General features: G+C 71.4%; 23 protein-coding genes. 8 read left to right on the top strand and 15 right to left on the bottom strand.

The genetic code is table 11. The features are described 5' to 3' along the window. Positions 1-43 precede the first annotated feature (43 nt). The 3 genes from ACFVFS_RS22540 to ACFVFS_RS22530 all read right to left on the bottom strand — a co-directional run bounded on the left by ACFVFS_RS22540 (position 44) and on the right by ACFVFS_RS22530 (position 1,394). Positions 44-205 (bottom strand): hypothetical protein, encoded by a 162-nt coding sequence (locus ACFVFS_RS22540; RefSeq protein ID WP_380626392.1) that lies wholly within the window; start codon positions 203-205, stop codon positions 44-46. Positions 206-274: 69 nt separating this feature from the next. Next, entirely contained in the window at positions 275-466 is a 192-nt protein-coding gene (locus ACFVFS_RS22535) for a hypothetical protein (protein WP_380626391.1), read from the bottom strand. Between the two features lie 520 nt (positions 467-986). After that, positions 987-1,394: a sigma factor-like helix-turn-helix DNA-binding protein gene (locus tag ACFVFS_RS22530; protein WP_380626390.1), complete on the bottom strand. Its 408-nt coding sequence runs from the start codon at positions 1,392-1,394 to the stop codon at positions 987-989. A 238-nt stretch (positions 1,395-1,632) separates the two neighbouring features. Here ACFVFS_RS22530 and ACFVFS_RS22525 point away from each other — a divergent pair, with 238 nt between their 5' ends. Further along, a complete protein-coding gene (locus tag ACFVFS_RS22525; RefSeq protein ID WP_380626389.1) occupies positions 1,633-2,415 on the top strand; it encodes an IS5 family transposase in 783 nt (260 codons plus the stop codon). On the opposite strand, the gene ACFVFS_RS22520 is transcribed toward ACFVFS_RS22525, so the two are convergent. The 3 genes from ACFVFS_RS22520 to ACFVFS_RS22510 form a co-directional block, all read right to left on the bottom strand. Beyond that, complete coding sequence (locus ACFVFS_RS22520; protein ID WP_380626388.1) at positions 2,381-2,875, bottom strand: hypothetical protein; 495 nt, start codon at positions 2,873-2,875, stop codon at positions 2,381-2,383. The two genes, ACFVFS_RS22525 and ACFVFS_RS22520, sit on opposite strands and share 35 nt — an antisense overlap. An 88-nt stretch (positions 2,876-2,963) precedes the next feature. After that, positions 2,964-3,248 (bottom strand): hypothetical protein, encoded by a 285-nt coding sequence (locus ACFVFS_RS22515; protein ID WP_380626387.1) that lies wholly within the window; start codon positions 3,246-3,248, stop codon positions 2,964-2,966. Further along, positions 3,248-3,376, bottom strand: coding sequence for a hypothetical protein (locus ACFVFS_RS22510; protein WP_380626386.1), 129 nt, complete (start codon positions 3,374-3,376; stop codon positions 3,248-3,250). Before ACFVFS_RS22510 ends, ACFVFS_RS22515 begins: the two co-directional genes overlap by 1 nt. Positions 3,377-4,267: 891 nt before the next feature. On the opposite strand from ACFVFS_RS22510, the gene ACFVFS_RS22505 reads away from it, so the two are divergent. From ACFVFS_RS22505 to ACFVFS_RS22490, 4 genes are all read left to right on the top strand, one after another. Further along, the gene (locus ACFVFS_RS22505) at positions 4,268-4,606 is read left to right on the top strand and encodes a hypothetical protein (protein ID WP_380626385.1); all 339 of its coding nucleotides are present in this window, start codon (positions 4,268-4,270) and stop codon (positions 4,604-4,606) included. Between the two features lie 348 nt (positions 4,607-4,954). Then, positions 4,955-5,665, top strand: coding sequence for an ABC transporter ATP-binding protein (locus ACFVFS_RS22500; RefSeq protein WP_380626384.1), 711 nt, complete (start codon positions 4,955-4,957; stop codon positions 5,663-5,665). Next, on the top strand, positions 5,658-7,862 hold the full coding sequence (locus ACFVFS_RS22495) for an ABC transporter permease (RefSeq protein WP_380626383.1): 2,205 nt from the start codon (positions 5,658-5,660) through the stop codon (positions 7,860-7,862). The genes ACFVFS_RS22500 and ACFVFS_RS22495 overlap by 8 nt, the downstream gene beginning before the upstream one ends. 323 nt (positions 7,863-8,185) lie before the next feature. Beyond that, positions 8,186-8,437: a hypothetical protein gene (locus ACFVFS_RS22490; RefSeq protein ID WP_380626382.1), complete on the top strand. Its 252-nt coding sequence runs from the start codon at positions 8,186-8,188 to the stop codon at positions 8,435-8,437. Between the two features lie 28 nt (positions 8,438-8,465). Here ACFVFS_RS22490 and ACFVFS_RS22485 read toward each other — a convergent pair whose 3' ends face one another. The 3 genes from ACFVFS_RS22485 to ACFVFS_RS22475 all read right to left on the bottom strand — a co-directional run bounded on the left by ACFVFS_RS22485 (position 8,466) and on the right by ACFVFS_RS22475 (position 11,205). After that, positions 8,466-9,497: a YaaC family protein gene (locus tag ACFVFS_RS22485; RefSeq protein ID WP_380626381.1), complete on the bottom strand. Its 1,032-nt coding sequence runs from the start codon at positions 9,495-9,497 to the stop codon at positions 8,466-8,468. Between the two features lie 68 nt (positions 9,498-9,565). Further along, complete coding sequence (locus ACFVFS_RS22480; protein WP_380626380.1) at positions 9,566-10,396, bottom strand: hypothetical protein; 831 nt, start codon at positions 10,394-10,396, stop codon at positions 9,566-9,568. A 449-nt stretch (positions 10,397-10,845) separates the two neighbouring features. Next, positions 10,846-11,205, bottom strand: a complete 360-nt coding sequence (locus ACFVFS_RS22475) for a hypothetical protein (protein ID WP_380626379.1) — start codon at positions 11,203-11,205, stop codon at positions 10,846-10,848. 107 nt (positions 11,206-11,312) lie between these two features. Here ACFVFS_RS22475 and ACFVFS_RS22470 point away from each other — a divergent pair, with 107 nt between their 5' ends. Together ACFVFS_RS22470 and ACFVFS_RS22465 are read left to right on the top strand one after the other, a co-directional pair. Then, complete coding sequence (locus ACFVFS_RS22470; protein ID WP_380626378.1) at positions 11,313-11,666, top strand: hypothetical protein; 354 nt, start codon at positions 11,313-11,315, stop codon at positions 11,664-11,666. Continuing rightward, the gene (locus tag ACFVFS_RS22465) at positions 11,659-13,860 is read left to right on the top strand and encodes a caspase family protein (RefSeq protein ID WP_380626377.1); all 2,202 of its coding nucleotides are present in this window, start codon (positions 11,659-11,661) and stop codon (positions 13,858-13,860) included. The genes ACFVFS_RS22470 and ACFVFS_RS22465 overlap by 8 nt, the downstream gene beginning before the upstream one ends. A 1,042-nt stretch (positions 13,861-14,902) precedes the next feature. Here ACFVFS_RS22465 and ACFVFS_RS22460 read toward each other — a convergent pair. Then, positions 14,903-16,558, bottom strand: coding sequence for an ISL3 family transposase (locus ACFVFS_RS22460; protein WP_380626376.1), 1,656 nt, complete (start codon positions 16,556-16,558; stop codon positions 14,903-14,905). Between the two features lie 382 nt (positions 16,559-16,940). Then, the gene (locus tag ACFVFS_RS22455; protein WP_380626375.1) at positions 16,941-19,409 is read right to left on the bottom strand and encodes a hypothetical protein; all 2,469 of its coding nucleotides are present in this window, start codon (positions 19,407-19,409) and stop codon (positions 16,941-16,943) included. Between the two features lie 83 nt (positions 19,410-19,492). Between ACFVFS_RS22455 and ACFVFS_RS22450 the strand changes: the two genes are divergently transcribed. Continuing rightward, the gene (locus ACFVFS_RS22450; protein WP_380626374.1) at positions 19,493-19,723 is read left to right on the top strand and encodes a hypothetical protein; all 231 of its coding nucleotides are present in this window, start codon (positions 19,493-19,495) and stop codon (positions 19,721-19,723) included. Between the two features lie 137 nt (positions 19,724-19,860). Here ACFVFS_RS22450 and ACFVFS_RS22445 read toward each other — a convergent pair whose 3' ends face one another. From ACFVFS_RS22445 to ACFVFS_RS22430, 4 genes are all read right to left on the bottom strand, one after another. Next, on the bottom strand, positions 19,861-20,187 hold the full coding sequence (locus tag ACFVFS_RS22445) for a hypothetical protein (RefSeq protein WP_380626373.1): 327 nt from the start codon (positions 20,185-20,187) through the stop codon (positions 19,861-19,863). Positions 20,188-20,275: 88 nt separating this feature from the next. Then, a complete protein-coding gene (locus ACFVFS_RS22440) occupies positions 20,276-22,624 on the bottom strand; it encodes a Helicase associated domain protein (protein WP_380626372.1) in 2,349 nt (782 codons plus the stop codon). A 119-nt stretch (positions 22,625-22,743) separates the two neighbouring features. Beyond that, a complete protein-coding gene (locus ACFVFS_RS22435; RefSeq protein WP_380626371.1) occupies positions 22,744-23,451 on the bottom strand; it encodes a helix-turn-helix domain containing protein in 708 nt (235 codons plus the stop codon). After that, positions 23,448-25,670 (bottom strand): hypothetical protein, encoded by a 2,223-nt coding sequence (locus ACFVFS_RS22430; RefSeq protein WP_380626370.1) that lies wholly within the window; start codon positions 25,668-25,670, stop codon positions 23,448-23,450. Before ACFVFS_RS22430 ends, ACFVFS_RS22435 begins: the two co-directional genes overlap by 4 nt. Position 25,671: the final 1 nt, after the last annotated feature.

Below are 25,671 nucleotides of genomic sequence, written 5' to 3'. Positions count from 1 at the left end.
TCGCACTGTCCGGCGGTCAGCACCGCCCTGGGCTTCGGCGCAGTCAGGGCTTGCGGTTGAGGAGGAGGGCAAGGGTCGTGCGGGCCTCGCGGCGGCGGGCGGGGGTGGGGGCGAGGGTCGCGGTGATCGCGAGGGCGGTGAGGGTCAGCAGGTAGCCGGCGGTGGAGGTGGCCAGGGCGAGGATCGCGGGGTCGCGGGTGGGCATCAGGGGGTCTCCCGGGTTCGGTGCGGGGCCGGGCCCGCGCGGCGGCGGGGCCCGGCCGGGGGCGGCGGGTCAGTGGGTGGCGAGTTCCTGGAGCTGGTGGGCGATGTCGCCGGTGGGCAGGGTGAACGGCCCGCACATCTCGTCGACCGCGCCGGGCAGGCCGGCGAGGGCCTCGCGCAGGGCGGGGTCCGGACTCGGCAGGGCGGTGGTGTCGGGGATCGGCGGCGCGAGGAGCACGGCCAGGTGCGGGTAACCGGGCACCTCCGGGACGGCGGGGCGCAGTGGTTGTGGAACCAGTGCTCGGCGTCGCGCAGCTCGCCGGCGCGCACGTGGTGGAGGTAGAGGCAGTAGGCGGCCAGGGACTCCCCGGCGCCGGCGGCGAACTGCCACCACCACTGGGCGTGGTAGGGGCGGCCGGTGAGGTCGAAGAGGCAGCCGAAGACCAGACCGCCGTGCGGCTCCCAGCGCGTGACCAGGCCGTTCACCGACGTGCTGGCGCCGGGCTCGTGGATGACGCCCTTCGACAGGGCCTTCAGGTCCCGGGCGGCGTCGTCGATCAGCATCCCCGCCGGGGCCCGCGGCCCGGCCGCGGCCGAGGAGGCCGACGCGGCGGTAGCGGCGGGGACGGGCGCGCTCCCGCCGGGCCGCGCGGCGGGGGACGGCGCCGCCCGGCGGGCGGCGAGGCGGTCGGCGATGTAGCGGCGGCCGGCCTCCAGGTCGTAGCGGGGCCGGGCGGCGGGGTCCAGCCCCGCGCCCTCCAGCAGGCGGTCGATGTCACGGGTCACCGGGACCACTCCTGGTCGTGCTTGGCGGGGCCACGGCGCAGCAGGCGGCGCGGGGCGAGGCGGGCTTCGATCTTGGCCTTGGCCTGGGAGGTGAGCGAGCGGACCGTGATCTCGTCGACACCCATCGCCTGGGCGGTGCGCGCCACGGAGTACTTGTTGAGGTAGCGCAGGACGATGACGTCGAACTTCGCGCCCGACAGCTCCAGGACGGCGGCCGCCACCGAGACGCCCACCTCCTCGTCGCTGCGGTCGGCCAGGGCGTCGGCGTCGATGTCAGCGATCAGCGGCTCCGCCTCCCGGCGTACCACGGCGGAGAACACCGGGCGCTCGATCAGCAGGCGGTGCTCGCTGTCGCGGGCCCGCTGGGCCTCAGAAGCCGTTGTCGTACCGATCTTGATGGACATGGGTTCGACTGGAACCGCTCGGTCGGGTGATCTTGCCGCGTGCCGAGCATGAAGACAGGGCCCCTGGTGCAGCTCGGGGTTGTCGAGACCTTGAGCAGGCCAGGAGGCCCTGTTGTCGCAGTTGTACGCCCTTGCACCGGTCGGCTCCAACTCGGCTGCCCGGGAGTGTGATTGTCTCGCCCACCGGTTCGGGAACGCCGGGGACCGGCCGCACAGACGACCGAAGTATCCGTCCGACATGAGTGATGCGGAGTGGGTGGTGGTGCGCGATGCGATGCCGGTGCCGGGATGGTTGGAGGGCCGGGGCGGGCAGCCGGAGGGCTATTGCCACCGGCAGATGGTCGATGCGATGCGCTACCTGGTCGCGGGCGGTATCGCCTGGCGGGCGATGCCCGCGGACTTCCCCGCGTGGGACCGTGTCTACGCGTTCTTCCGGCGCTGGCGGGACAAAGGCCTGGTCGGCGAGTTCCACGACCGGTTGCGGGATCGGGTCCGCGAGACGGCGGGCCGGGATTCGGAGCCGACCGCGGGCATCATCGACGCGCAGTCGGTGAAGGGCGCCGCCTCGGTGCCGGCCGCCACGCGGGGATTCGACGGCGGGAAGAAGGTGAACGGCCGTAAGCGTCACATCGTGGTGGACACCCTCGGACTGCTGCTGACGGTGCTGGTCACCGCGGCCTGCGTCACCGACCGCGAGGCCGGCGGGACGCTGCTGACCCGCCTGCGTCAGCGGCACTGGCGCATCACGATCGTGTGGGCCGACGGCGGCTACACCGGGCGCCTGGTCGACTTCGCCCGCGACGTCCTGCGGATCGCGCTGAGCGTGGTCAAACGCAACGACGACGTCACCGGGTTCACCGTGTTGCCCAAGAGGTGGCTGGTCGAGCGGACGTTCGCGTGGCTGATGCGCTCACGCCGCCTCGCCCGCGACTACGAGACGCGCACCGACAGTTCGGAGGCCGTGATCCGCTGGTCGATGAGCATGGTCATGAGCCGCCGCCTCGCCCGAGGGGCACGCTGAACAATCCCGGGCTCGTCTCGACCGGCCAGCCCCGCGCGGCCAGGCGTTTCGCCTTCGACCGCACCCCCTCCACCTTCGCCGGGACCGGCTCCAGGCCGAGTGCTACGGCGAGTCGCCGACAGTCCGTCGTCTCCCCGCCCGGCCCGCTGCCACCGGCCAGGACGTCCATGATCCGCCGGTAGTCCGGCGCCAGCACCGCCGGGACGAGCCCTTCCCGCCAGTGCGGCACCACCGAACCGGGCACCGCCGCCGCGGACCGAACCGGCCGCTCGCCGGCCACCACGACCGGCGCTACCTCCCCGCCCACGCAAGGTTCCGCCAGGACCTCGGCCACCGTCTCACGGGCGATCACGAACCGTTCCCACACGGCCTCCGCTTCCCGGAACTCGGCCTGAAGGGCCTCCACCCGCCGCCGAGCGGCGCGTTCACGCTCCTCCAGCAACCCCATCACCGACGGCATCCCGGCACCTCCACCGAAGAGACGACACGACACCCCGTCCCTGCCGCCGAAACACCGTCCCTATGCCTGACCAGCGGAAACGCACCCGTCACTCTCGGAAAGACAACGGCTTCTCAACAGCGCAGCGCGGCCCAGGCGTAGGCGTGGGGGGTTGGGGGCTGGGGTCGGTCAGCACGCGGTCCCAGCGGTCGACGAGGGGGAGGAAGACGTCGTCGACGGTGTGCTGGGCGAGGGTCTGGTCGCCGAGGACGGTGAGGGCGAAGTCGAAGTAGGGCTGGGCGTGGAGCTCCTGGAAGGCGCGGAACGCGACCGGCAGTTCGGCGTGGGGGCGCGGGGTGGTGCCGGCCGCGTCGGTAAAGGACGGCTCGCTCATCACGCCTCCCCCGCCGACGGGACGCTCGCGCGCGGACGCGGAGTACGGCCGGCCTTGCGGAGGAGGCCGGCGGCGGGACGGCAGGACCTGCCGAGGAGGATCGCGAGGACGGGGGCGGGGGTGGGCATGGACGCGTGAGTTCCTTTGCGGACAGGGGGCAGGGAAACCCGGTGTGACGCTCCGTCGTGGTTCGGTGGCCGGAGCGTGGTGATGAGAGCATCATGTCGCTCAAACAGCCGATTGTTCACACTCCGAAGGCAAAGAATTCCGGAGGGTCACATTCCGAGGTTTAGAAGCCGACCCGCCGTCAAAACCGACCGATCCCGCCGGATCCCGACACGGACGCGCACCGCCGGTCATGCGAGGGCTTCAAGTAGTGGCGGCACATCCCACCCGATTCAAACAGCCCAGCGACCCGCCCACCCCGGCACCGGGGCCACCGGCTGCCATAAGGCCGCGAAACCAACCGGGCCCTACCGACCGGCCCAGCGGCGGGGTACGGCCGCAGGCCGGCCGGAACAAGCACACGGCCGACCCGCCGGCCCTCCGGACAGTGCACGGCGACAAACCGGCCGACCCCTCCCCGCGGACCCGGCGGCGAGGCCCGGACAAAGGCCGGCCGGAGCACCCCCAGGGCCACTACGGCGAACCGCCCATCCGTGAACGGCGCTCCCCCGGGCCGTTGAGCCCATCTCCGAGCGGGGCAGGCCGATCACCTGTCCGGCCGTCTCCCACCCGGCACTTCTTCCCAAGATTCCCCCAAAAGAACACCTCAAGTAGGAAATAGGCGCCCCATGCGGAAGAAATTCTCCACGCTCACATATCAGCACAATCTCCAATACAGGGGGCAATGAGGTTCGGATTCTAGATTCGCACACACTCTCTGCTCTCTCCGTGTTACTGTTCTCAATGTGGGGAAGATTTCGATCGATTCCCAACTTCGACGCCGCTTGGCCGCGTCAGAAGAAGGAACCCCCAGTCATGGCACGTCCCGTTCAAACTCACGGAACGAGGCACAGATGTCAATCAAGCAGAACATCGGTCGCATTGCGGCCGGATCCATCGCGGCCCTGGCGATAGCCGGCGCCGCGGTCCCCGCGTTCGCCCACACTGCAGTCCAGGGCGGCGCCACCTCCTGGAACGACGGGCGCACCTTCTACGTCAAGGACACCGACGCCGACAGCCACTCCGTCTACGGCAACTGGGCCATTTCGGGCGGCACCGGCAACGACGGCCGCCTCAACAACTCCAGCGGCTACAACACCACTGTCTCCAAGTCCGTCAACGGCGACATCATCTCCGTCCGCGCCTGCGTGGACATCCAGTTCGGCACCGACGACTGCAGCGGCTGGTTCTGATGTGACCCGGGTGGCGCGGCAGGAATTCCTGCCGCGCCACCCGGCGCTCCGCCCGTCGGCACACACTTTTGCCGGGAATAGCAGTTCCGATGCCAGAGGACCGTTATTTCGCATTCGCAACCGGTGGAATGCATTATTCCTCGATTCCGCTCCCGAGATTAATTCGCCGACCGGGCATCCATGCGACCTCGCCGGAATCGGGGAACTCCCCTGCCGACCGGATACCGCCTCTCGACGGCCGAAGGACTTCGCCCGTTTCGGCACGCCGACACCGGAGTGTCCAGTAAGTTTGCCAAGCGTCCAGTTCACACCAACGCGCAGCGAGTCTCCCAAGGCAGAGGTGGCCAATTGTCCGTACCGCACGCAACACGCAATCCCGACCAGCGGGCGGCCATCGATGTGAGAGGCCTGCGTTATTCCCTGGGCGACCGCCACCTGCTCCAGGACCTCGATCTGCGGGTCGAGCCCGGCGAGTCCGTCGCCGTCGTGGGCCCCAGCGGCTCCGGCAAGAGCACCTTGCTCTCGTGCCTCCTGGGGCTGCTGCGCCCCTCGTCCGGCACGGTCACGGTCGACGGCGTGGACCTGCGCACACTCCGCGGCCGCGCCATGGCCCGGCACCGGCAGCGTTCCATCGGCATGGTCTTCCAGTTCGGGGAGCTGCTCCCGGAACTGACTCCGAGGGACAACGTCGCGCTGGCGGCGCTGCTGGGCCGGCAGGAGCGTTCCACCGCCTACCAGCGGGCCTCGGCCCTCCTGGAGGAACTCGGCGTTCCCCAGGACGTCCGGACCGACCGGCTCTCCGGGGGCGAGCGCCAGCGCACCGCGGTCGCCCGCGCACTGATCAACACGCCCCGCCTCCTGCTGGCCGACGAGCCCACCGGGGCGCTGGACGAGGACACCCGCGACCACGTGGCCGACATCCTGTTCGCCCTGCCCGGACAACACGGCTGCGGCCTCCTGGTGGTCACCCACGACCAGGACATCGCCGCCCGCGCGGACCGCGTGCTGCGGCTGGCGGGCGGCGCCCTCCAGCCGGCCCAGGCGGTGGTCCGTGACTGACCGCCGCCTTGCGGTCCAGCTCCTGCGGGTGGGGTACCGCGCCGGACTGAACGCCGAATCCGGACGCGTCCGTTTCACCGCGCTGCTGCTCGCGGCCTTCGCCTCGATCACCGCCTGCCTCACGCTGACCATCGGTCACCTGACCTACGACCAGCGTGAAACCCGCAACGCCGCCCGTGCGCCCCACTTCCGTCTCGCGCCCGGGGAGCAGGCCACAGCCCTGTGGCACGCCGGCTTCGACTCGGTCGGCGGCCGGCAGTTCATGGTCGTCGAAATCTCCCCCCTGGTCGACAACGCCCCCCTGCCGCCCGGCGTGACGGCCTGGCCGGCCCCCGGCCAGGCCGTCCTGTCACCGGCCCTGCTCCGCGCGGGCCGTGACGAGCGAATCGCCGACCGCTACGGCACGGTCGCCGGCACCATCGGGCGCACCGGGCTGGAGACCGTGGACGAGAAGCTGGTCTACGTGCGACCGGCGGTCCCCTTCGGGCCCGACGACGAGGGGGTGCTGCCGATCGCCGGCTACGGCGCTCCGGTCGGCATCGCGACCCCGACCGGCGACATGCTCACGACCAAACCGGAATGGCAGTTCCAGTCCTTGATCGTGGGGCTGCTCCTGCTGCCCGCCCTCGTCCTGATGTTCACGGCGGTGCGCACCGGCTCCCGCGGCCGGGACCGCCGCACCGCGCTCACCTCTGTTCTGGGAGCCGGACCGCGCGACCGGGCCCTGATCAACCTGGGTGAGGCCGCCGTCCCGGTCGCCCTGGGTTCGCTGGCCGGCCTCGCCGCGCTCGCGGCCCTGCTCGGTGCGGACCTGAGGCTTCCGGTCGTCGACTACGCCGTGTCCGCCGCCGACCTGCGTGCCCATGCTGGCGTTCTGCTCCTCGCCTGGGCCGCCGGCGCCGTGCTGTCCCTCGCCGGGTTGTTGGCCCTGGACCGCGCCGAGACCGTCCGCAGCCGGCGCCCCCGGCCGCTGGGCCAGCGGCGCCCGCCCCTGCGCACGGCCGTGGCCTGCCCGGTCATGATCTTCGTCGCGGTCCGCGGCCCCGACTTCTTCTCCCTCGAAAGCGCCGGGCACACACTCGTCAACTACATCGGCGTCCTCGGCACCCTCGCCACCCTGCCGGCGGCGATCGGGATGGTCACCGCCGCAGCCGGCGAGGGCCTCGCCCGGGCCGGCCGCGTCCTGCGCCGGCCGGCTCCCGTCGTCTCCGGACGGTGGATGGCCGCCCACCCCGGGGTCGTCGCCCGGGTGGTCACCGGCCTCGTCGCCGGCATCATCCTCATGATCCAACTGCAGGTCTGGTTCTCCACTCTCAGCGCGACGGTCCAGAACGCGAAAGCGGTCAACCAGTCGGTCGGACGCAGCGTCCTGGAAGTCCAGTTCTCCGCCTCCGACCGCACGGCCCTGGAGCACTTCGCCGACGCCCTACCGGAGAACACCCTCCTCGTGCGGGTGGTCGTGGGGTCACAGCCACCGCAGATGCAGCTCAACGCCGACTGCCCCACGCTGGAGGCACTCGAGGTCCGCTGCAACGACAGCGGCCCGATCACGGTCGGCGGCGGCTCCGATCCCCGTGTGGCCGCCATCGCCGCGTGGATGGGGGCGCTGCCCCAGAACACGACGGCGAGCAGCCTCGGCCCACTGGCCCCCGTGCCGGGGGACCGCATGTCCCAGCTCCTCGTCCTCGCCCGGACGCCGGACGAGGCCCTGTCCGCCGCGCAGGTCAAGGCCATCGCCTACCAGACCCTCCCGGGCAGCATCAGCGTCGAACCCCTGGGAGGCGGCTGGCTCGTCGGAGCCAACCTCACCGCCGACCAGGGCCGCTGGATCGTCCTGCTCGGGATCGCGGGCGTCACCGTACTCGCGCTCTCCTTCGGTGTCAGCGGACTGACCGAGTTCGTGCGCTGGAGCCGCACGATGGCACCCATCGGCAGCCTGACCGGCAACTACCGCGTCCTCGTCGCCGGCGCCGCCTGGAGCGTCCTGCTCCCGGTCCTCATCGCCAACGGCCTGGGCATCCTGGTCGGAGCATGGCTCGCCACCCCCGTCACCGCCCAGCAGCACAGCTCCGTGTCCGACACCCTCCTGACCGCCTGCGGCCTCTCCGTCGGCATCCTGGGCATCCTGCTGTGGTGCTGGGCCGTCACCACCGCCCTGCGCCAGACGGCCCGCTGGCTCCCCGGCGCCGCCGATTAGCAGACCCGGCCCGCACCGGCCGCGCAGTGCCACATGCCTACGGGCCGCACCTGCGCGGCCGGTGCCCTGACCGCGAAGGTTCGCCGGGTTAGCGCCGGCGGTACCTCAGGCAGTTGCCACGTCGCATCATCGACCGAAGTACAGGCCCGTGCCGGCGGCCCACCAGTCTGCCCCACCCCTCCCCCTGGTCGCCAGGTACCCACCGAACATGCGCTACCCACACCACACAGGGCTCCTGGTCGGCGGGGCAGTCGGTGAGGAGGTGAAGGTGAAGCCGTAGGGGCTGCGCGCGGCGGCCTGGTACCAGGCCGCAGCGCGCGCTGGTGGCCGTGCAGGCCGAGCGCCGGGCGCACCTGGCCGCGCTGTCGGCCTTCAGTGGTGATCTGGAAGCGGCCCGGGAGGGTCTCGCCGGGGAGGTGCTGGCGGAGTCGGCGCGCCTGGAGGAGGCCGAGCAGCGGGCCGCCCACACGGTGTGGGCGGACGAGTACTGGGCCGGGCTGTCGGGCGGGGACCGGGTCGCCGCCCGCGGCCGGCTCAAGCACGTCGGCGAACCGGCGCAGGGCGCGGCCGCGTAGCCGGCGCGGCGCCGGGCCAAGCCGGTGGTCAGGTGGTGGCTTCGTCGAGGGTCTCGGCGATGAGGACAGGCAGGACGTGGCAGGCCTTGGCCAGGAGCCGCTCGATGGGAACCGCGTGGACGCTCGCGTCGACGTCGATGTGGCGGGCCCACTGGGCCGGCTGGTAGCGGGCAAGGGTGGACAGCGCGTGCAGGACCGCCCACCAGGCCATCAGCGGGTGTATGCCACGTGCCGACTTCGCCACCGCCGGGGTGAAGTACCAGGCGCCGTTGTGTCGGCGGGTGATGCGTCGCAGACGGTCGAGGTGCTCGTCGGGGAACGCGTGCCTCCCCTCGGGATCCGCCCAGTTCATCACCACCTCGCTCCAGCCGTCCTGGTATCGGTCGAGGGCCGGCTCGGGGCCGTTCATGCTCTTGCGCACGTAGCTGTCGTAGCCCAGCGCGTCGGGGAAGTGCTCCAGGTAGGCGAGGAACGCCGTGACCGTGTCATCGGCCTCCAGGACCCGGGGCGGGAAGTAGGTCACGGGAACGCTCGCCAGCGGGTGCGGCTCGTCGGAGAGACTGCGGTGGGCGACAAGCAGCGGTGTCGTGCGGCCGGTGTGCGCGGGGTCCAACGGGGCGTGGGTGTTCAGGGGCAGGCAGTCCCACAGCTCGGCGAGCGTGACCGGCTCCCTTCCCCACACCGGGGAGTCGAGGAGCTCGGACAGCCGCACGAAGCTGCCCTGGTTCCCCGCCGGATCGGTGGTCACCCGGACCTCCGTGAGCGGGCGCTGCGGCTCCACCGTATGGATGCCGTGCCCGACCAGCTCCCACCTGTCCCCAGGCAGCGCCTTGGCGCTCGCCGCAATCGCCCGGCCAGCCTGGCTCAGCCCGTAGAACACCAGCACCGGCTGCGTCGCCGGCCCCACCGCGGCCGCCGCCCGAAAGAACTGCTCCGCCTGCTCCAGCGACGCGCTGAAGACCCGCCGCCGGGACCGGGACGACGCGGCCAGGCCGGGCGGTACGGAACGGGCACCGCGCAACACGTCCCACGCGTTGCCGACCGAGATGTTGATGACCATGCCGGGACGCTACCGATCAGCAAGCCACCGGACGAACGGATTTGCGAACCGGCCGCCCGCGCTGGTAGTTACGTGCGGCGGGTGACCGCGCCAGCGGTGAACCACTGCACGAGCGCCGCCGCCAGGTGCACGGCCATCTCGGCGGCCTCCTGTGTCTCCGGACGGGTCGGCGTCTGCCCGCCGTGCCGGCTCGTCTGCCCCTGCCACAGCATCTGCAGCATCCCGAACACCGGGCCCGGATCCCCGCCAGACGGGCCGTCGATCGCAACCCGGAAATTCTGCGGGGCATCACGCAGGTTGCGGATCATCGTGCCGAGCGTGGACTTCGCATTGTTCGGCTCCAGCACCGCGTGCGCGGCCGCCTCCACCGCCTTGATCGCCTGGCTGTAGGCCACCGAAGGATTGGGCGAGCGACCGTAGACGTTCTGCCACGCCTCCCGAAGATGCTCCGACGCCGAGCCGGCCATCGCGGCGGTCGCGCTGGCCTGCGCGAGATCGACCGCGTCCCGGACCGTCTCGTCCATACGCAGTTCCAGGAACCGCCCGTTGCTGGACACCCGGTACGCCGAGCCCGCCTCTCCAAGGATCCGGGCGAGTTCGTCCTCGAAGTCCCCGCCGACGTCGTCGTCCTCGTGGGACAGGATGGCATCGACGACGTCGAGGAGGTCCATGCCGTCCGTGCTGGTCAGCTTGAACTTAGGGCTCTCGCCGGGCAGAAGGGCGAAACGCAATCGCAGACACAACAACTCGGCTACCTCGTCGTAGTCGCTGAAGTGCGTACCAACCCAGCGTTGCAGCGGGCCGACCAGGTGGCGGGGCACTCCCTCGTAGAGCGCATCGTCATCGAACTCGGCAAGGCCCAGGCGTTCGGAGAAACGCGGGCGGCGAGCAGTCGTCATGACGGGAGATTACCGGTCAGTCCTGACAAGCCAACCGGATTATCTACCGCCGTTCCATCGCCCACCGCCCGCCCCGGACCGGACGCCCGTTCATCGGCCTACCGAGCACCGCCCTTTGGTACAGGCTCGGCTACCTCCTCGACTTCTGCCGCGTGCACACCGCGTTCGCGACCGATGCCCGCACCTGCACGGAGCTGCAGACCGCTGACCTCATCCCCACGTTCCCGCTCCCCACCTGCCCGGCCGAGGAGTCGTACCGGCTCGCCTACACCGCGACCACCGGCTGCGGCCGGTGCCAGTGGCTGTGCGCCTTCGTCGAACTCCACCGCCCCGTCGCGGGCACCGAGCACACCGCGCAGCAACTCGCGGCCTGCACCCTGCTCTACGCTGCGCCCAGCAGTTGTTGGCCGGCCCTGCCAAACGGCGAGGCCGACCGGCGGCACCCGATGTCAGAGGACGAGGCGCGGCTTGGCAACGGGAGCGATGCGTTCACCGGCGGACTCGGTTGCGGCGCTGAGCAGAGCATCCCAGTCCGTGTAGTCCGGCCACCCCTTGATCATCAGGTGGGCGGTCCAGCCCGCGAGGTCTCGCCAGGTGCCGCATCGGTGCACGTCGACGCTGTAGTAGGACCTGTCGAAATCCGTGCAGACGTAGTGGTCGACGCGCCATTCGGCGCTGTCGGGGCAGTCCCAGATCGAGACGTTCTCGTCCTGAATCCTCTTTCGTTCGAACTCCTGCTGACCGTCCTTGGCCTGTTGCATGGCAAAGGAGTCGACCCAGAGGGCGCCCTCGCGGTCGGCGACCGCCACGTGGCAGGTGCCGCAGGTAGCAGTCAGTTCGGGGGCCGTTGAGTGGTGGGTCGGGCTGAGACGGTCTCCGACGCCAGTGTCAGTCTGCTCAGGGTGGGAGGGAACTGGTGGACGTTCAGATTCGGCTGTCGGGCGGGGACAAGATCACAGAGACCGCCGCGTTGTGGCAGTGGCTGCGCGGTGAACGCCAATTGGCGGGCCGGATCCGGGCAGTGACGCCACCCCCCGGCGAGGGCGAACTCGGCGGTGCGGTGGAGGTGCTGAGCGTGGCCCTCGGCTCCGGGGGAACGGCCGCGGTGCTCGCCGGCTCGCTGAGCACATGGCTACAGAGCCGTCGCTCCGGGGTGAAGATCACCGTGACCGGCCCGGACGGCACGACCACGACGGTGGAGGCAGACAACCTCAAACCCGACGAGGTGCTGCCGCTGATCACCCGGGTACTGAGCCGCGAGAATGGCTGAACTGCCCGACCGGTCGGACTCCCGGGCGATCCTGATCGGCACCGGTACCTACCAGAACACCGGCTTCCCGGCGCTACCGGCCGTCGCCAACAGTCTCAAGGGCATGGCGGGCATCCTCACCGAGCTGGGCGGCTGGCCCAAGGAGCGGGTGACCGTACTAGAAAACCCATCGGACGTTCGCGTACTGGTCCCGGAGCTGCGCGAGCTGATCACGCAGACCGAAGGCGCGCTGTTCCTGTACTACGCGGGCCACGGAATCGTCCTGCCGAACGGCCAGCTGTGCCTGGCCCTGACCGACACCACTCCCGGGAACGCCGACGTCGACGGGCTGACGTATCAGAAGGTCCGTGACCTCCTGCTCGACAGCCGCGCCCGGGTGATCGCCGTGGTACTTGACTGCTGCTACTCCGGACGGGCCGTGACAGCGCTCTCCGGCCCCGACGACGGATCCCTCGACATCAAGGGCGTGTACACCCTGGCCGCGTCCACCGGCCGGGCCCACGTCGTACCGCTAAAGGAGCAGGCGCGCACCGCCACCTCCTTCACCCAGGAGCTGATGGGACTGGTCCGCGCCGGAGTCCCGGCCGGGCCCGCCCTGCTGACCTTCGGAACGCTGTACAAGCACCTGGCCCGCAGGCTGAACGCACTCAGCCTGCCAAAGCCCGTCCAGGGGAACACCGACACCGCCCACGGCTTCCTGTTCGCCCGCAACGTGGCCCACGTCCCCGTGGTCCGCGCGGTCGAGCGCTACGCGCAGGCGATGGCGGACGCCTTCGCGCCGTGCCGGGAGCGGGGCATCACCGAGGAGTACTTCGCGCAGTCGCTCTATCTGTCGTACCAGACGCTGGACGGGTACCTGAGCGGCCGCTGGATAGCGCCGGAGGACGTGCTCCTCGACTTCCTCGACCTCCTTGAGGAGCAGGGCTGCAGGCTGGACACCGCCGCCGCGCAGCAGCTCTCTGAGATCCGCGCCGCCGCCGAGGCGGCCATTGCCTCGGACCCCGACCAGGGCGCCGCGCTCCAGGAGTACAACCGGGAGCTGGCGGCCGAGGCCAGGGACCTGCGCACGGTGCTGGCGCGTGAGCGGGCCGAGCACGCGCAGGCGGCCGGCGAGGCGGACGAGAAGCTGAGCCGGCTGAGCTGGCTGACCCAGCAGGTGGAGAAGCAGCGGGAGCAACTCGTCCACGCTGCCGACCTTGTCCGCAAGGTCGAGACCGAGAACCGGGCACTCGAAGCCGAGAACCAGACGCTTGAGGCCAGGCTGGTCGAGATCCGCTCCGAGGCCGACGAGATCGCCCGCGACCTGCGGATGCTGCGGGCGCAACTGACGAGCCCGGTCGACGCGCCTCCGCAGCCCCGGGCCGCAGAGGCCGCCCTGGTCGGCGCCACGGCCGACCCGACCGCGGCCGGTGCGGCCGACCCGGTACGGCCTCCGCTGGCTGCGGGCCCGCGGAGCGGCGCTGCGGGTGCCCCAGGCACAGCGAACCGCCCGTACGAGTGGCGGCCGCTGCCCCGCCCCGCGTTGGGCGGGTCCGACACGGACCGTCCGTCCACGCCGCCGCGCGTGTCGCGCTTCCCCTCGCTGTCGGCCCTTCGGAAGAGAAAGGCCGCAGCCGCGGCCCAGCGCGCCTCGGACAAAAGGAGGAAGGCTGCTGCCGCGGCGCAGCGCGCCGAGTCAGCACGGCGTGCCGCAGCGTCCGGGCGCGGCCCGACGTCCCGGCTCGGGAGAGGCATCGCCTGGATCGGCAGCGGCCACGAGACCTGGTACCTGCTGGCATCGCTGCCGGTGGCCACCGCCGGGGCGGTCATGGTCTTCCCGATCGGCTTCGCGGCCCGGAAGTCGGCCTTGGAGATCCACCAGAAACTCTCCGACTACATCGGCACTCTCATCGTCGCACTCATGGTCGCGATCACGGCTATCGCGATTTTCTCTGCGGTGCTCAACGTGACGGTACACATGGCCCTGCGGCCGGCGTCCTGGAACTTCTTCAACAGCCGGTTCCGCTACGAGGACGAGCCCTGGCGCCGCATCACCTACGGGACCATGACGGCCGGAACCCTGTGCGGGATCCTCGTGCCCGTGCCGTCCTGGGGCGCCATGGCGTTCGTCGTCGCCGTCCTCGCCTATGCCGCGTCCATAGCCCTGGGACTGCTCGCCTGGGGCGTCCGCCGCATCGTGGACCTGGTCTTCTGACCGATGCTAGTCGGCTACTCGGCCACGCCTGTCCCGATCAACGCGCGGCCCAGCGCGTCGAGGCAGCGTCTGTGACGGAGTGTCAGCTTATGATTTATCCAGTGCGGCGTTGCTTGCTGCCGACCTTGTGGTGGGCCGGCCTGCGGTAGGGCTCGCCGGTAGCCAGGAGCAGGCCCACATCGTAGCGGTCGCGGGTCGGTGGTTCTTCGAGCCGGGTGGTCTGCCGGGGCCGGGCCGGGAGGGTTTCGGCACTTCGACCGGCACCGAAGGAGGTCTCCTACCCGGGTTCCCGGAAAAGTGACCTGGTCGGGAACCTCGCCCCACAGGACAAGCAGCGTGTCAGGCGCGTCGCGACGAGTACTGCGCACCGACCCGTCCGGCGTCGCCGCGTCGGTCGCCTGCGGCAGCCGATCAGCCAGGTACGCCGCAGCCTCGGCGGGATCCTTGCCGAGCACGTCCCAGGCCTTCCTCCCCGAGCGCGTTGGTGGTCTCAGCGGCGGTCACCGGCTCACTACCACCCGGGCCGATCCAGGACGCCACCTGCGGCAGCGTCAAAGCAACCGAGTCAGCGGCCGGTACCTCGTTGGCCTGCGAGAGCTCAGACTCACTCGTGATCTTCATCCGCTCTTGATCCCAGCGCGAGCGAACGCCCGCCCAACTCCCTGATCATGCAACGTCACAGGGACACTCACACCCGTAACCGCCCGGCGCCCCACGCGCAGCACAGCACCCGCCAAAACGCCACCCGCGCAGCCCACGGTGCCTGGCACCAACGGCTCGAACCCTCCCTCAGAAATACCAGACCGGAAATACCGAACCCAATTCACGAAACTTCCTAGGCTGCAATCAGGGAAAGAAATTAACACGCCACCGGAGGGTGAAGTGCGGTCACGAGCCACCCCCAGCCTCCAGCCCCCTGCCACAGCACGAAAAGTAACCATCAGCAAGGCAAGCCCGGCCCGGCCAGGACCTGAACCATCTCTCAAACTGGTCCAGACCATATGGCGGGGGAGGCCATAACGAGCCCCAAGACACCAACAGGTCACACCCTGCGACCCCTCGCCGGGTAGAGGTTGGCGTGCAGCACGCGGTCCTCCCACCACGGATCGTCTGGAGTGGAGACCAGCGCGGCCACCAACTCGCGCTTGGTCGGAACCGGCAGCATCAGGGGCCCAAGTCCTCTGCGGCGCGGGCCTGTACGCAGTCGGGGCACTCCAGCCGGTCCGGCCGGGCCTTCTCCCGCAGCTCCAACGAGGAGCCGGCCTTCCCCCCGCTCGAACCCCGGCACGACCAGCACGGGCGCAGCGCGGCGGTTGGCCGCGCGAGCGGCTTCCAGCTGTTCCTCGGCCTCCCGTTCCAGGCGTTCCTCGCGGTCCTGGTGGCAGGGCCAGCAGCGGCCGCCGGGGCGGCGGGTCCACTCGACCTGTCCCTGGGTGCCGTATACCCAGGTGCTCTCCTCCCCGGGAACGTCGCCGCAGTCGGTGCAGGCCAGGGAGTCCATCAGCTCCTGGTGGGCCTTGTGCTGCTCGTCCTCGCGGGCGGCCTGGCGCTGGTCGTAGGCGGCCCGGTCGTCCGGGTTCTCCAGGGCCTCAATGAGGGAGTGCTGGCCGGAGCGGCCGAAGCGCCACCACACCGGCGGCAGGGTGTCGGGGTGGGTCAGGATCCACCTGGCGACGGTCCGTGGGGACGGTGGCCTGGCGGCCGGTGCGGTCGGGGTCGTGCGGAACGGCCGCAGGTAGGCGCGGACGGCTCCATAGCCGCCGCGGTAGCCGTGCGTCTTGATCTCTTCCCAGAGGGTCCAGGCGTTCGTGCAGCCCTCGGACCACCGCTCGTTCAGGTACGGCTTGAAGTCGTCGAGCTTGGTCCTGCGGTTCTGCCACTGCCCCTGGAACAGGTCTTCGGGAGTGGCGGCGTCCGCCAGTCGCTGGACGGTGCGGTAGGTCATACCGAGCTGGCGCTGGATCGAGCGTCGGCTGTGGCCGGCGGCCAGCAGCGCGTGGACGGTGGCGTGCTTGCCCCGGGCGCGGTCGGCGAAGCGATGCCCGGTGGGCCATGGCGAGCCGCTGTCCGCCGGCGCCTGGGCCCCTGCCTTCTCCGGGGCCACCTCGGCGGCGGTCGCGCGCAGGCAGGAGCGATGTCGGGAGATGCACCGCTCGGCGGCTTCGCCGAGGTTGTGCCACAGATGGAAACGGTCGGCGACCTGGACGGCGGTGGGTGCCCCGATGCTGGCGCCCTCGGCGAAGAACGGAGCGCGGTCACGGCAGACGACCTCGATCCCTGGGCGCTCGGCCAGCCAGGCCGCGAGGGTGCCCGCCTCGCGATCCGGCAGCAGGTCAACCGGTCGGCGGGTCTCTACGTCGACCAGCACGGTCCCGTAGACACGGCCCTTGCGCATCGCGTACTCGTCGACGCCGACCACCCGCGGGATCTGCGGCTGGGGCTCCGGGAGCGCGTCGACCAGCCGCAGGACCGTGTTCCGGCTGACCTTCGCCCCGAAGACGTCGGCCAACCGGGCGCCAGCGCGGCCAGCCACCGCGAGGCCGACCTCGGCGAGTGCCGACCGCAGTCGCTCGGTCCGCTGGCTGTACCGGCGGGTCAGACCCGCGACCTGCTCGACAAAAGTCCGCCGCCCACAGGAGACGTCCTCGCACGCGAACCGCCGGACCCGCAGCCGCAGCACCACCCGCCGTCCCGCCACGGGAAGGCCAGCGGGAAACCGCAGGTAGGGACCCGTGCACCCGCCCCGACCAGCCCCCGCAACCCGGGCACCGCGCCCCGGCCGTCCGGCGCCTGACACCGACCCGGACCACCTCACCGTCGTCCTGCACCGACACCACTCTGATCTCCGGAGCTGACAGGAAGAGCAGCTCTTCCAGCCGGAGCAGTACCTCGCGCACAGCCCAGAACCATCAGCCCGAACGCAGCAGGCACCAACCGTTTCAAGACGATCTCGGGGACCCGTCAGCAAGCCAAACAGTCACAGGGAGTAGGCACACCACAGAAGTTGGACCAGAACCGAAACTCGGCGACATCACTCTCCCGTGGCACGGGGTGCTCTCGCCGCTCAGCGGCAGGTGCTCTCACCACTCACGTATAAAGCCATCACGGGATTTTGCCATGGCCCTGCTCATCAGGAACCCTGGCGCTTCGGCGGAACACCGGTCCAGCACCGTAGCCGCCATGATCCTGACCTGCGGCTGCATGACATCTTCCGCCGCGATGATGGCGAGCATTTCCCGGTCGTCCGGGTCCGGCTCCCCGGACTTTTCCGCAATCCGGCGCACCAGTCCAGCTATCCGAGCATCCAACTGGAGCGTCCGCGCCAGCGTTTCGGCCCGTTCCTGGTCAGGGCCCTGGTAAAGCGTCCGTGCCAGGTCCAGCGAGATCTCCAGCGCGCGCTCGTCCCCGTGCATCCGCATCCATTCGACGGCCGCCACGCGGTACGAGGGGAAGAGGAACGGGTCCGCAGCCAGCCGGGCCATGGCGTCAAGCCCACGCGCCTGATGGAGATCGAGCAGGGTCTCGGCCGCCTTCAGCCGGTTCTTCTCCCGGAACGGGGGATCATCGCGAAGCCGAGTCAGCTCATCCAGAAGGTCCGCCGCCAAGGCCGGCTCGAACGCCGCCAACGCCCTCGCCGCGGACAGGCTCTGGTCGCCCCAGTCGAGCAGTTGCCGCCCCGAGAAGGCGGGACCTAGTTTCGCAACCGCCCGAGTGAAGCGTCTGTCGCCCATGGCCTGGTGGCATGCCCGGGTGACGCCTTCGAGTTTTCTGGCAGTGAGCTCGACAATGCGCTTCGGCAGCCCTGTCCCCGAAGCTACCTCCGCCGCGATCAGACTCACTGGCAGCAGGTACTCATCGGTGATCGTGTGTTCGATCAGAGCCACGGTCGCTGTCTCCAGCGGGAGCCCGTCGTCGAGCAGGAAGCTGCGGTAGAGGCTTCCGCTCTGCCATCTGGCCGACGTCTTCTTCTGGCTGTCCGCGTGCATCTGGAACATCTCGCGCAGTCGCTCGCCACGCTTGACGGGGCTTCTAGTGGCGTGCCGGGCGGCGCAGTACTCAAGCACGGTCTGGTGGACGAACCGAAGGTCCTCGCCGTGCGACACGACCAGCCCGGTGCGTGCAGCGCTGTGCAAGAGGAAGCTTCGCCATTCCCTCGCCAGCGACCTGTCGGGACTCGCTGCGGCCGGATCGGTGAGGATCAGGTCGAGGAGCGAGAGGCGCTGGTCGTCCACGTAGCAGTCGGCCGCCCGATCGATCAGCTCGGGTAACTGGTCGACCAGGCGCGCAGCTCGTGCAACCGTCTGCTCGCCGAATCGTCCGAGTGCGAGCCGTGTCTGTACGTGGATCCCGGACTCCCCACGGGCGTGCAGCCGTTGGAACAGCGCTTCGGTGAACTCGCGGTACACCGCGCCCCGACTTACCGGGAGCGGGCACTCGGGGCGCAGTGCGTGGAGTTGGCAGAGCATGCCGAGCACGAGGGGGATGTGTGCGATCTTCTCCAGCCGAGAAGAGCCGAGGTAGGCCACGAACCGGTCCGTGACGGCCTGCGGCTCGTACACGCCCAGTGTTGTGAACCACTGCAGCGCCACTGCCGGCAGCACCTCCGCCGCGAACGGCTGCAGGAAGTACCGGGGCACCGCCGAGCCCAACATGCCGAGTTCATGGTCAGGCACCGGACGGCTGGCAACGACGAATCGGTACAGGTCCGCGGCGTCGCTGTCAGCGACGGCGGCGAGACCTTGCAGGATCCGGGTGCGGGTTGCCGCGTCCGTGACCTCGTCCAGGCCGTCCACCAGGACGTACCAGCGCACACCCGGGGCAGGCGGGGTGGCGAAGAAGGCTGCCGGGAGGTCCTCCGTCAAACCGCTGGTCGCCAGTTCCGCAGTGACCGCCGCAGCCAATGCCTGGGACAGCGGCGCAGCCGCCAGCGCGGCAGCGGGCACGTAGACGGGGACTGCTCCACTTCCGCGGCCGGATTTCCACCGTTCGAGGTCGGCGCACATGTGCGCCTGCAGCAGGCTGGACTTGCCGCCACCAGGGCCGGCGAGGACCACGCAGGTCCGTCCTTGCGCCAGTACCTCGAGCCCGTCCGCGGCCACCGGTGTGTCGCCGACAGCCGCGGCCGCTTCTTGCTCGATCTGCTGGCGGACGTGGATCGATGCCAGTGGCGGGAGCACCCCATCCGTCAGCCCGGGATACTGCTGTTGTTGCGCCGCCCGGTGAGCAGCGGCCAGGTAGGTGTCCAGGCGACGGGTCCGTACGCTGGCCCGGTCCCGTAGCCGGTGCAATTCCGCCAGGCGCGGGCCCTTCAACTGCAGGGCGTGGCCGAGCAGGTCCAAGGTGTGCGTCGTCGGCACGGACTTGCCTTTGAGGATGTTGCTCACGCCGCCCTTCGACAGGCCGGCGGCCTCCGCAAGGTTTGCTGGGTTCATCCTGCACTCGGCCATGGCTGCTCGTAGCAGTTCGGTAAGTCGGACCACCGCCGGCCCCTGCGGCACCTCGCCCGGATCCTGCACAGGTCCCCCCGTGTCCTCGTCATTCTCGTTCACTGCAACCAAGTGAACCTCCCCCCAGGCTACTTGTAGGAGTCGACAGCCGCTGCCCAGCGGCGGGTTCGACACTGGAGGAACTGATGATTACTCAGCGACTGTGGGAACTGTCCCCGGCGCTCGGCCTTCCCTTCGTCATGGGCCTCATCGCCGTCCTGCGGCTCCTTCGCGGCCGCTCCGGCGCGGCCCGTAGAACGTCCCTTCTCCTGCGCGACCTGCTGACCCTGCGGATGGTCCTGCGTGACACCGAGCCGGACCAGCGGGCGGAACTGCTTCGCGCCCACCGGGCCTGGCGCGCCGAGCCCCGACGATAGGCCGTGCCGCCCGACGGCGGACCCGGCTGCGGATGCCGCCGAATAAGCCGTGCTCCTGGTCGTCGTTCTCATCCGGGGGCGTGCTCGGATTGGTTGGGGTGCTGGGCGAGGGCGGCGTGCAGCGTCGCGCCCGCCTCTCACGCCTCGGTGTGGACGACGGGCTCCGGCACAGCGGGGCCCGAGCGGGCGCTGTGAACGATCCGGCCCTCGGCTAGGGCCACCCAGCCGTCCAGACCGTCCACGTCCTTCTCCACCCAGCCGCGAGCCAGGCTGGCGCCGTGGTGGAGGGTGCGGATGCCGTCGTGGCCGCTCCAGCGCAGCCACATCGAGCCGCGCACCAGCGGGGAGTCGAGGATCGGTCGGCCCAGGTCCCGGTCGGCAGGCGCGGGCCGGCTGCGGTGCGAGGCCAGCTCCAGCCGCCCAGTCGCGGCGGGGTCCGGGTCGGGGCGGGTGGTGTCGGTCATCGCGCGGTGCCTCCGGGGTGTCGAGAGCGGGGTGCGGGCGGCCGTCCCGGCCCGGGTGGGCCGGGACGGCGGGGTCTTGCGGGGCGGGTCAGCCGGTGACGGTCTCGGCGTGCCGGGTGAGCGCGTCCAGGAGCGCGGTCTGGTGGTCGGTCAGCTTGCCGTCGGTGCGGGCCCCCGCCTGCTTGCGCAGCCACGTGCCGGGGCGGAACGCCGGGTCGTCGCCGAGGCCGGTGCGGTTGGCGGGGCCGTCGAGGGTGCCGCCGGCCGCGAGGTAGGCGAGCAGGCGGCGGTAGGAGCGGTTCCAGTCCGGCTCCAGGCGCCACAACTCGTCCAGCGCGTCGAGCTTGGCGGCCTGGGCGGTGGTGAGGCCTGCGGCCTTGCGCTGGCGGCGCATCCACGCCCCCACCGCGTAGTCGTCCAGCTTCGCGGTCGCCGGGATCGCCAGGTGGCCGTGCCGGCGGTGGAACGCGGCGGCGTAGGCGTAGCCACGCTCCCAGGCGTTGGCGTTCTTCGACCAGATCATGCCGAGCGCGTCCAGCTCGCTGACCCTGGCCGGGTCGAGCAGGTGCTGGCCGTTGAGGTGGCGCTGGCGGGTGAGCCAGGAGATCAGCTCGCCGTGGCGGGTCTTGTCGGTGGGGTCGAGGTGGCCGTGCTCAATGTGGAACCTGGCGGCGACGGCGTGCATCCGCTGCCACTCCACCGCGCGCGGGTTGAACGCCCGCAGCTTCACGGTCTGCAGGATCCGCGCCGCGTGCTGCTTCGCGTTGATCCGCAGCCACTCGATCGGCGACTCCACCGGGGCCGGCGGCTGCTCCCCCGCGCCGCCAGGCTCGGCGGCCTCACCCGTAGCGGCCTGGGTCGTGGTGGTGTGCGCGGTGCCCTGCGACCGCGCGCCGCGCAGCTCGGTGATCCGGCCGACCACCCGGGCGTCGTGCGCGGCCAGGGCGCGCAGGACCCGCCAGATCGTACGGAAGGAGCTGGCCTCGATCTCGGCGTCGGCCTCGGCCTTCACGGCCTCCCCGGCGTCGTGGACCTCGGCCGGGTGCGCGGTGGCGGTGTCGTCGCCGACCTCGGGGGTGGGCAGGTAGACGGGGATGACGACCCAGGAGACCTTGCCCTGCCGGTAGGACTGGCGCAGTGCCCGGCCGACGGCCTGGACGATGTCGATGACCGAGCTCTTGGGGTCCGCGAAGCAGATGGCGTCCACGGCGGCGACGTCGATGCCCTCGGTCAGGAGGCGGCTGTTGCAGAGGATGCCGCACTCCTCGCCGTCCTCGCCGGTGTGGGCCTTGAAGTCCGCGAACGCAGCCCGGCGGTCCTTGAGCCGGTCGGTGCCGGCCACCGCCTTCGCCCAGATCCGCTCCGGACGCTCCGCGTCCTCCAGCAGCTCCGAGGCCTCCAGCAGGGTGTTCGCGAACTCCCGCGCCGCCGACACCCGGGAGTGGAACGTGATGACGCGGCGCAGGCCGAGGTCGGCGACCGCGCGCAGCACCGCGATCTGCAGCGCGAGGCGTAGGAGTTCCTCGTTGGTGCGCTGGGAGCGCAGGTCGGCGACGGCCGGGAGGTTGAGCAGCTCGCGCAGGTCCTCGTCCGTCACCACCGGCACGAGCACGCGGTAGTCGGCGAGGTAGCCGTGCTCGATCCCCTGCCCGAGCGTCCAGATGAAGCAGACCTTGCCGTAGATCTCCTCCGAGTCCATGGAGCAGAGCACGGGCAGCGCCTGGCCGTCGGCGTCGGCGAGGTCGGCCAGGCCGTCCTTCGCCCGCCGGTCGTCCGCGATCCGCGGGGTCGCGGTGAAGTACAGCCGGCGCTTCGCCGGGACCTTCACGTCGTCGTGGACGGCCGCCCACGCCTTCCCCTCCGAACCGGCCGTCCGGTGGGCCTCGTCGATCACCACCAGGTCCCACTGGACCAGGCCCCAGCCCTGGTGGGCCTGGACGATGCGCTCCAGCGAGGCGTACGTGGCGTACACGGTGACCGGCTGGTCGTCAGGGGCGCCGTTGACCAGATCGGTGAGCCGGGCCGCCTGCGTGGTCACCCCGGCGTGGATCCGGCCCCCGGCCTCCGCGCTCTCCAGCGCCTCCTCACGCGAACACGCCGCCACCGCCAGCCCGCGACGCCCGCCCCGCAGCGACCACGCCTCCGCCGTCTGCTCCAACAACTCGATCGTCGGCACCAACACCAGCACCCGGCCCCGCACGGCCAGACGCCGGGCACAGCCCGCCGCGATCAGCGTCTTCCCGGAGCCGGTCGCGGCCACGACGGTGGCGCGGCCGCCGTCCTTCACCTCGCGCACCGCGGCCGCCACCGCGTCCTTCTGGAACCAGTGCAGCGGCAAGGGGTTGAGCGCCCCGGTCGGCTGCTGCGGGACCGGCTGCCCGGCGTCGGCGCGGAACGCGGCCGGCACGTCGGCCTCGGTGGCGGTGGTCGTCTCCACGGCGGTGCTTCTCCTTCGGATACTGAGACGGCTCGGCGGCGCGGGCGGTGCTGTGGAAGGGTCAGGGGCGGGCGGCCTCTCCCCGGGGCCAGGTCATGGACGGGGAGAGGCCTCCCGGACTACTGCTGGTCCTCGGGGATCCAGCCGCGGACCTCGAGGTAGGCGATGTCGGCGTCCTCGACGGCGCGGCCGGTCTCCACCAGCCACTCCCGCATCGCCTCGGTCACGTCGCCGTGGTGGTCCGCGACCCGCTGGGACCACTCGGCGGCGTCGAACCCGCCGGTGGAGGCGGAGCCGTAGGTGCGCTCCTCGGTACCGTCCGAGCGGGGGATGAACCCGCGCCGGACGCCGCCGGAGTCCTTCTCCGAGCCCGCGCTGTAGACGTACTGGTCGGCCTTCATCCGGACGGTGAAGGCGAGGCGGCCGCCGGCCTGGCCGGTCTCGTGAACGACCGGGGCGAGGTGGCTCGCGCCGGACTTGATGGCCTGCTTGCCCGCGCGGCCGGCCATCGACTCGCCGGGCTTGCCAACGACGTCCTTGCCCCGCACCCGGGCCTTCTGGCCGGTCTTGGTGCGGCGCCGGGTGGTATTCGCCTCCGCGATGCCGGACAGCGCCTCCTCGTCGCGCTCGCCGCCGCGCACCGCCCGGACGACCTGGCGCAGCGCGGCGACGAACGCCTTGCCTTTGCCCTTGGTGAAGAACTGGCTGACCAGGCTGGCGTCGCGGCCGAGCATCTTGGCGACCTGGCGCTTGGTGTAGCCCTGGTCGATCAGCTCCTGGGTCAGGCGCGCCGCCTCGTTCGGGTTCTGCGGATCGGCCGGGCTCACTGATCAGTCCCCTTCGCGGCGAGTTCGGCGCGGCCCAGGCCGCGCAGCTTGAGGTACTGCTCCTGGCTGGTCGGATGCTCGACCGGCCCGGTGAGGTGGCCCTTGAGGAGGTAGTCGCCGGGCTCGCCCCGGTAGGGCCAGGGCTGGCGCTCGGTCAGGGCGATGCCGTCCGTGCCGAAGTACACGACGCTGCCGGGCTTCGCGTGCAGGGCACCGGCGTAGCCGACGACCTCCTTGCCCTGCCGGTACTTCATGTCCAGCAGCGCCGCCCGCGCCCCCGACCACACGTAGGCGGCCCACTCCGGGTGCGCGTACGGGTCACGGGAGAACCCGGCCTGCCGCTGCCAGGTCACCACCTGGTCGTCCCGGCCCAGGATCTCCACCCCGGCCGGGAGAGCCTCACCGACCGGCGTCGTGCCGGAGACCAGCCGCGGGCGCTGCGCGAACCCGCCCAGGCCGAACAACAGCACCGACCGGACCGCGCGGGAGGCGAGATAGGCCGCCTGGCGCTGCCGCTCGTCGCCGTGCAGCTTGGAGAGGTTCGTCAGGTCCCCCCAGGCCGACTTGAGGCGCTTGCCCCACTCGTCGAGCGGCTTGCCGTCCTCGAACAGCAGGCCCCCGAGGATCTCGATCCGCCACGGCGCCAGGTGGTTGGACAGCGCCAGGTGGACCTCGGCCCCGCCCGCCCACGTGGTGAACGTCGCCCCGGGCTCCGACGGGTAGACCCAGGCCCGGTCACCGGTCACGGGGGCCGGAAGCAGGCCGACGTGGTTCCAGCCGGCCGGGACGGTGACCCGCACGTTCCAGTGCGAGCAGGACATCAGCGCCTTCGTCTGCTCGGCCTCCGACATCGCCGCGAACGCGGCCGCGGTGATCCGGCGCGGCGTGCCGACCGGCGACTTCCACAGGTGCTTCGCGTAGGCGAAGGTGCGGTCGTACTCCACCAGCGCCGGCAGCTGCTCCGGCACCCGCGGGGGCAGGACCAGCTCGGTACGGCCCTGGCCGCCGGTCGCGTGCAACAGCCCGCGGAGCTCCTCGGACAGCACCGGGTAGCCGCCCGCCCACTTGCCCGTCGTCGGGATCGTGCGCGACCACAGGTCCCGGCCGGTCTGCGACGGCGAGCCCATCAGCACCGCGTCGTCCCAGTGACGGCGCAGCGCCTGCCACAGCAGCGTGAACGCCTGACGGCAGGTCGTCACGTCGGCGCCGTCGGGGTCGAACCACTCCCCCATCGAGCGGATCTCGGTGCTGCCGCTGTCCGGCGCGCTCGCGGGGGCGTAGCGGCCGACGGGCTGGCGCTGGTGGACGAAGTGCCCGGCCAGCTTGTCCCGACCCGACCCGACGGCGGTGGTCCACCGCTCGGACGGCGTGTTCAGCCAGGCGGCGACCGCGTCCTTGAGCGTGGAGTAGCGCTCGGCGCCGTCGTGCCACGGGGCGCCGGCGGTGATGTAGACCCGCCCGGTGCCGGGCGCGGCGTGCAGCACCGCGTCCAGGATCTCACCCGGGGTGCGGGCGCCGAGGTCGAGGCGCACCACGCGGTCGCGCACCGCCAGGTCGCCGGTCCCGGCGTCCAGGAACACCGTGCTGCGGGCCTGCTGGACGAAGTTCGGACGCTTGGACACCAGGCCCGTGGTCACGGCCTCGAACCGGGCACCGGCCGGGCCCTCCGGGAGGGCGGGCAGCTCACGCGGCCCGGACTCGACCACCGGACGCGGCGCGACAGCGACCGAAGCAGCAGGGACGACCGGCGCAGCGGCCGGGGCGGGCTGCTCGGCGACGCCCTGGTCCTCGACCTCGGCCGGCGCCTCCGTCACCGGGGCGACCGGAGCCGGCTGCTCGCGTACGGGAGCCGGGCGGGTCAGCGCCGGAGCGACCGCAGCTGCGGGCTCGTCGACCAACTCGGGCGCCGAGGCCGGGGCCGGGGCCGGGGCGGGCGCGGCGGCCTGGTCGTCGGCCTTGGCGGCGCGGACGGCGGCCGGGGTCGGGTCCAGCAGCGGGGCGATCCGCACCACATCACCGACCGACAGCCCGGAGGCCTTCGCGACCGCTGCGGCCTGGGCACCCTCGTACCCCGCCAGCCCGGCCACGCGGCGCGCACGCTGGGCGGTGAGCTTGTCCAGCTCCTTCCGCGCGGCCGCGACCTGCTTCTCGGCGGCCGTGATCCCGGCACGCAGCTCGCGCAGCCCGGCGAGCTCGGCGGTGTACGTCTTGCGGTCCATC

It is taken from the genome of Kitasatospora sp. NPDC057692 (assembly GCF_042799475.1).
In the GTDB taxonomy this organism is placed as follows: domain Bacteria; phylum Actinomycetota; class Actinomycetes; order Streptomycetales; family Streptomycetaceae; genus Kitasatospora.
The sequence above is the reverse complement of the archived record's forward strand: the minus strand, read 5'-3'. Positions and strand labels throughout refer to the sequence as shown.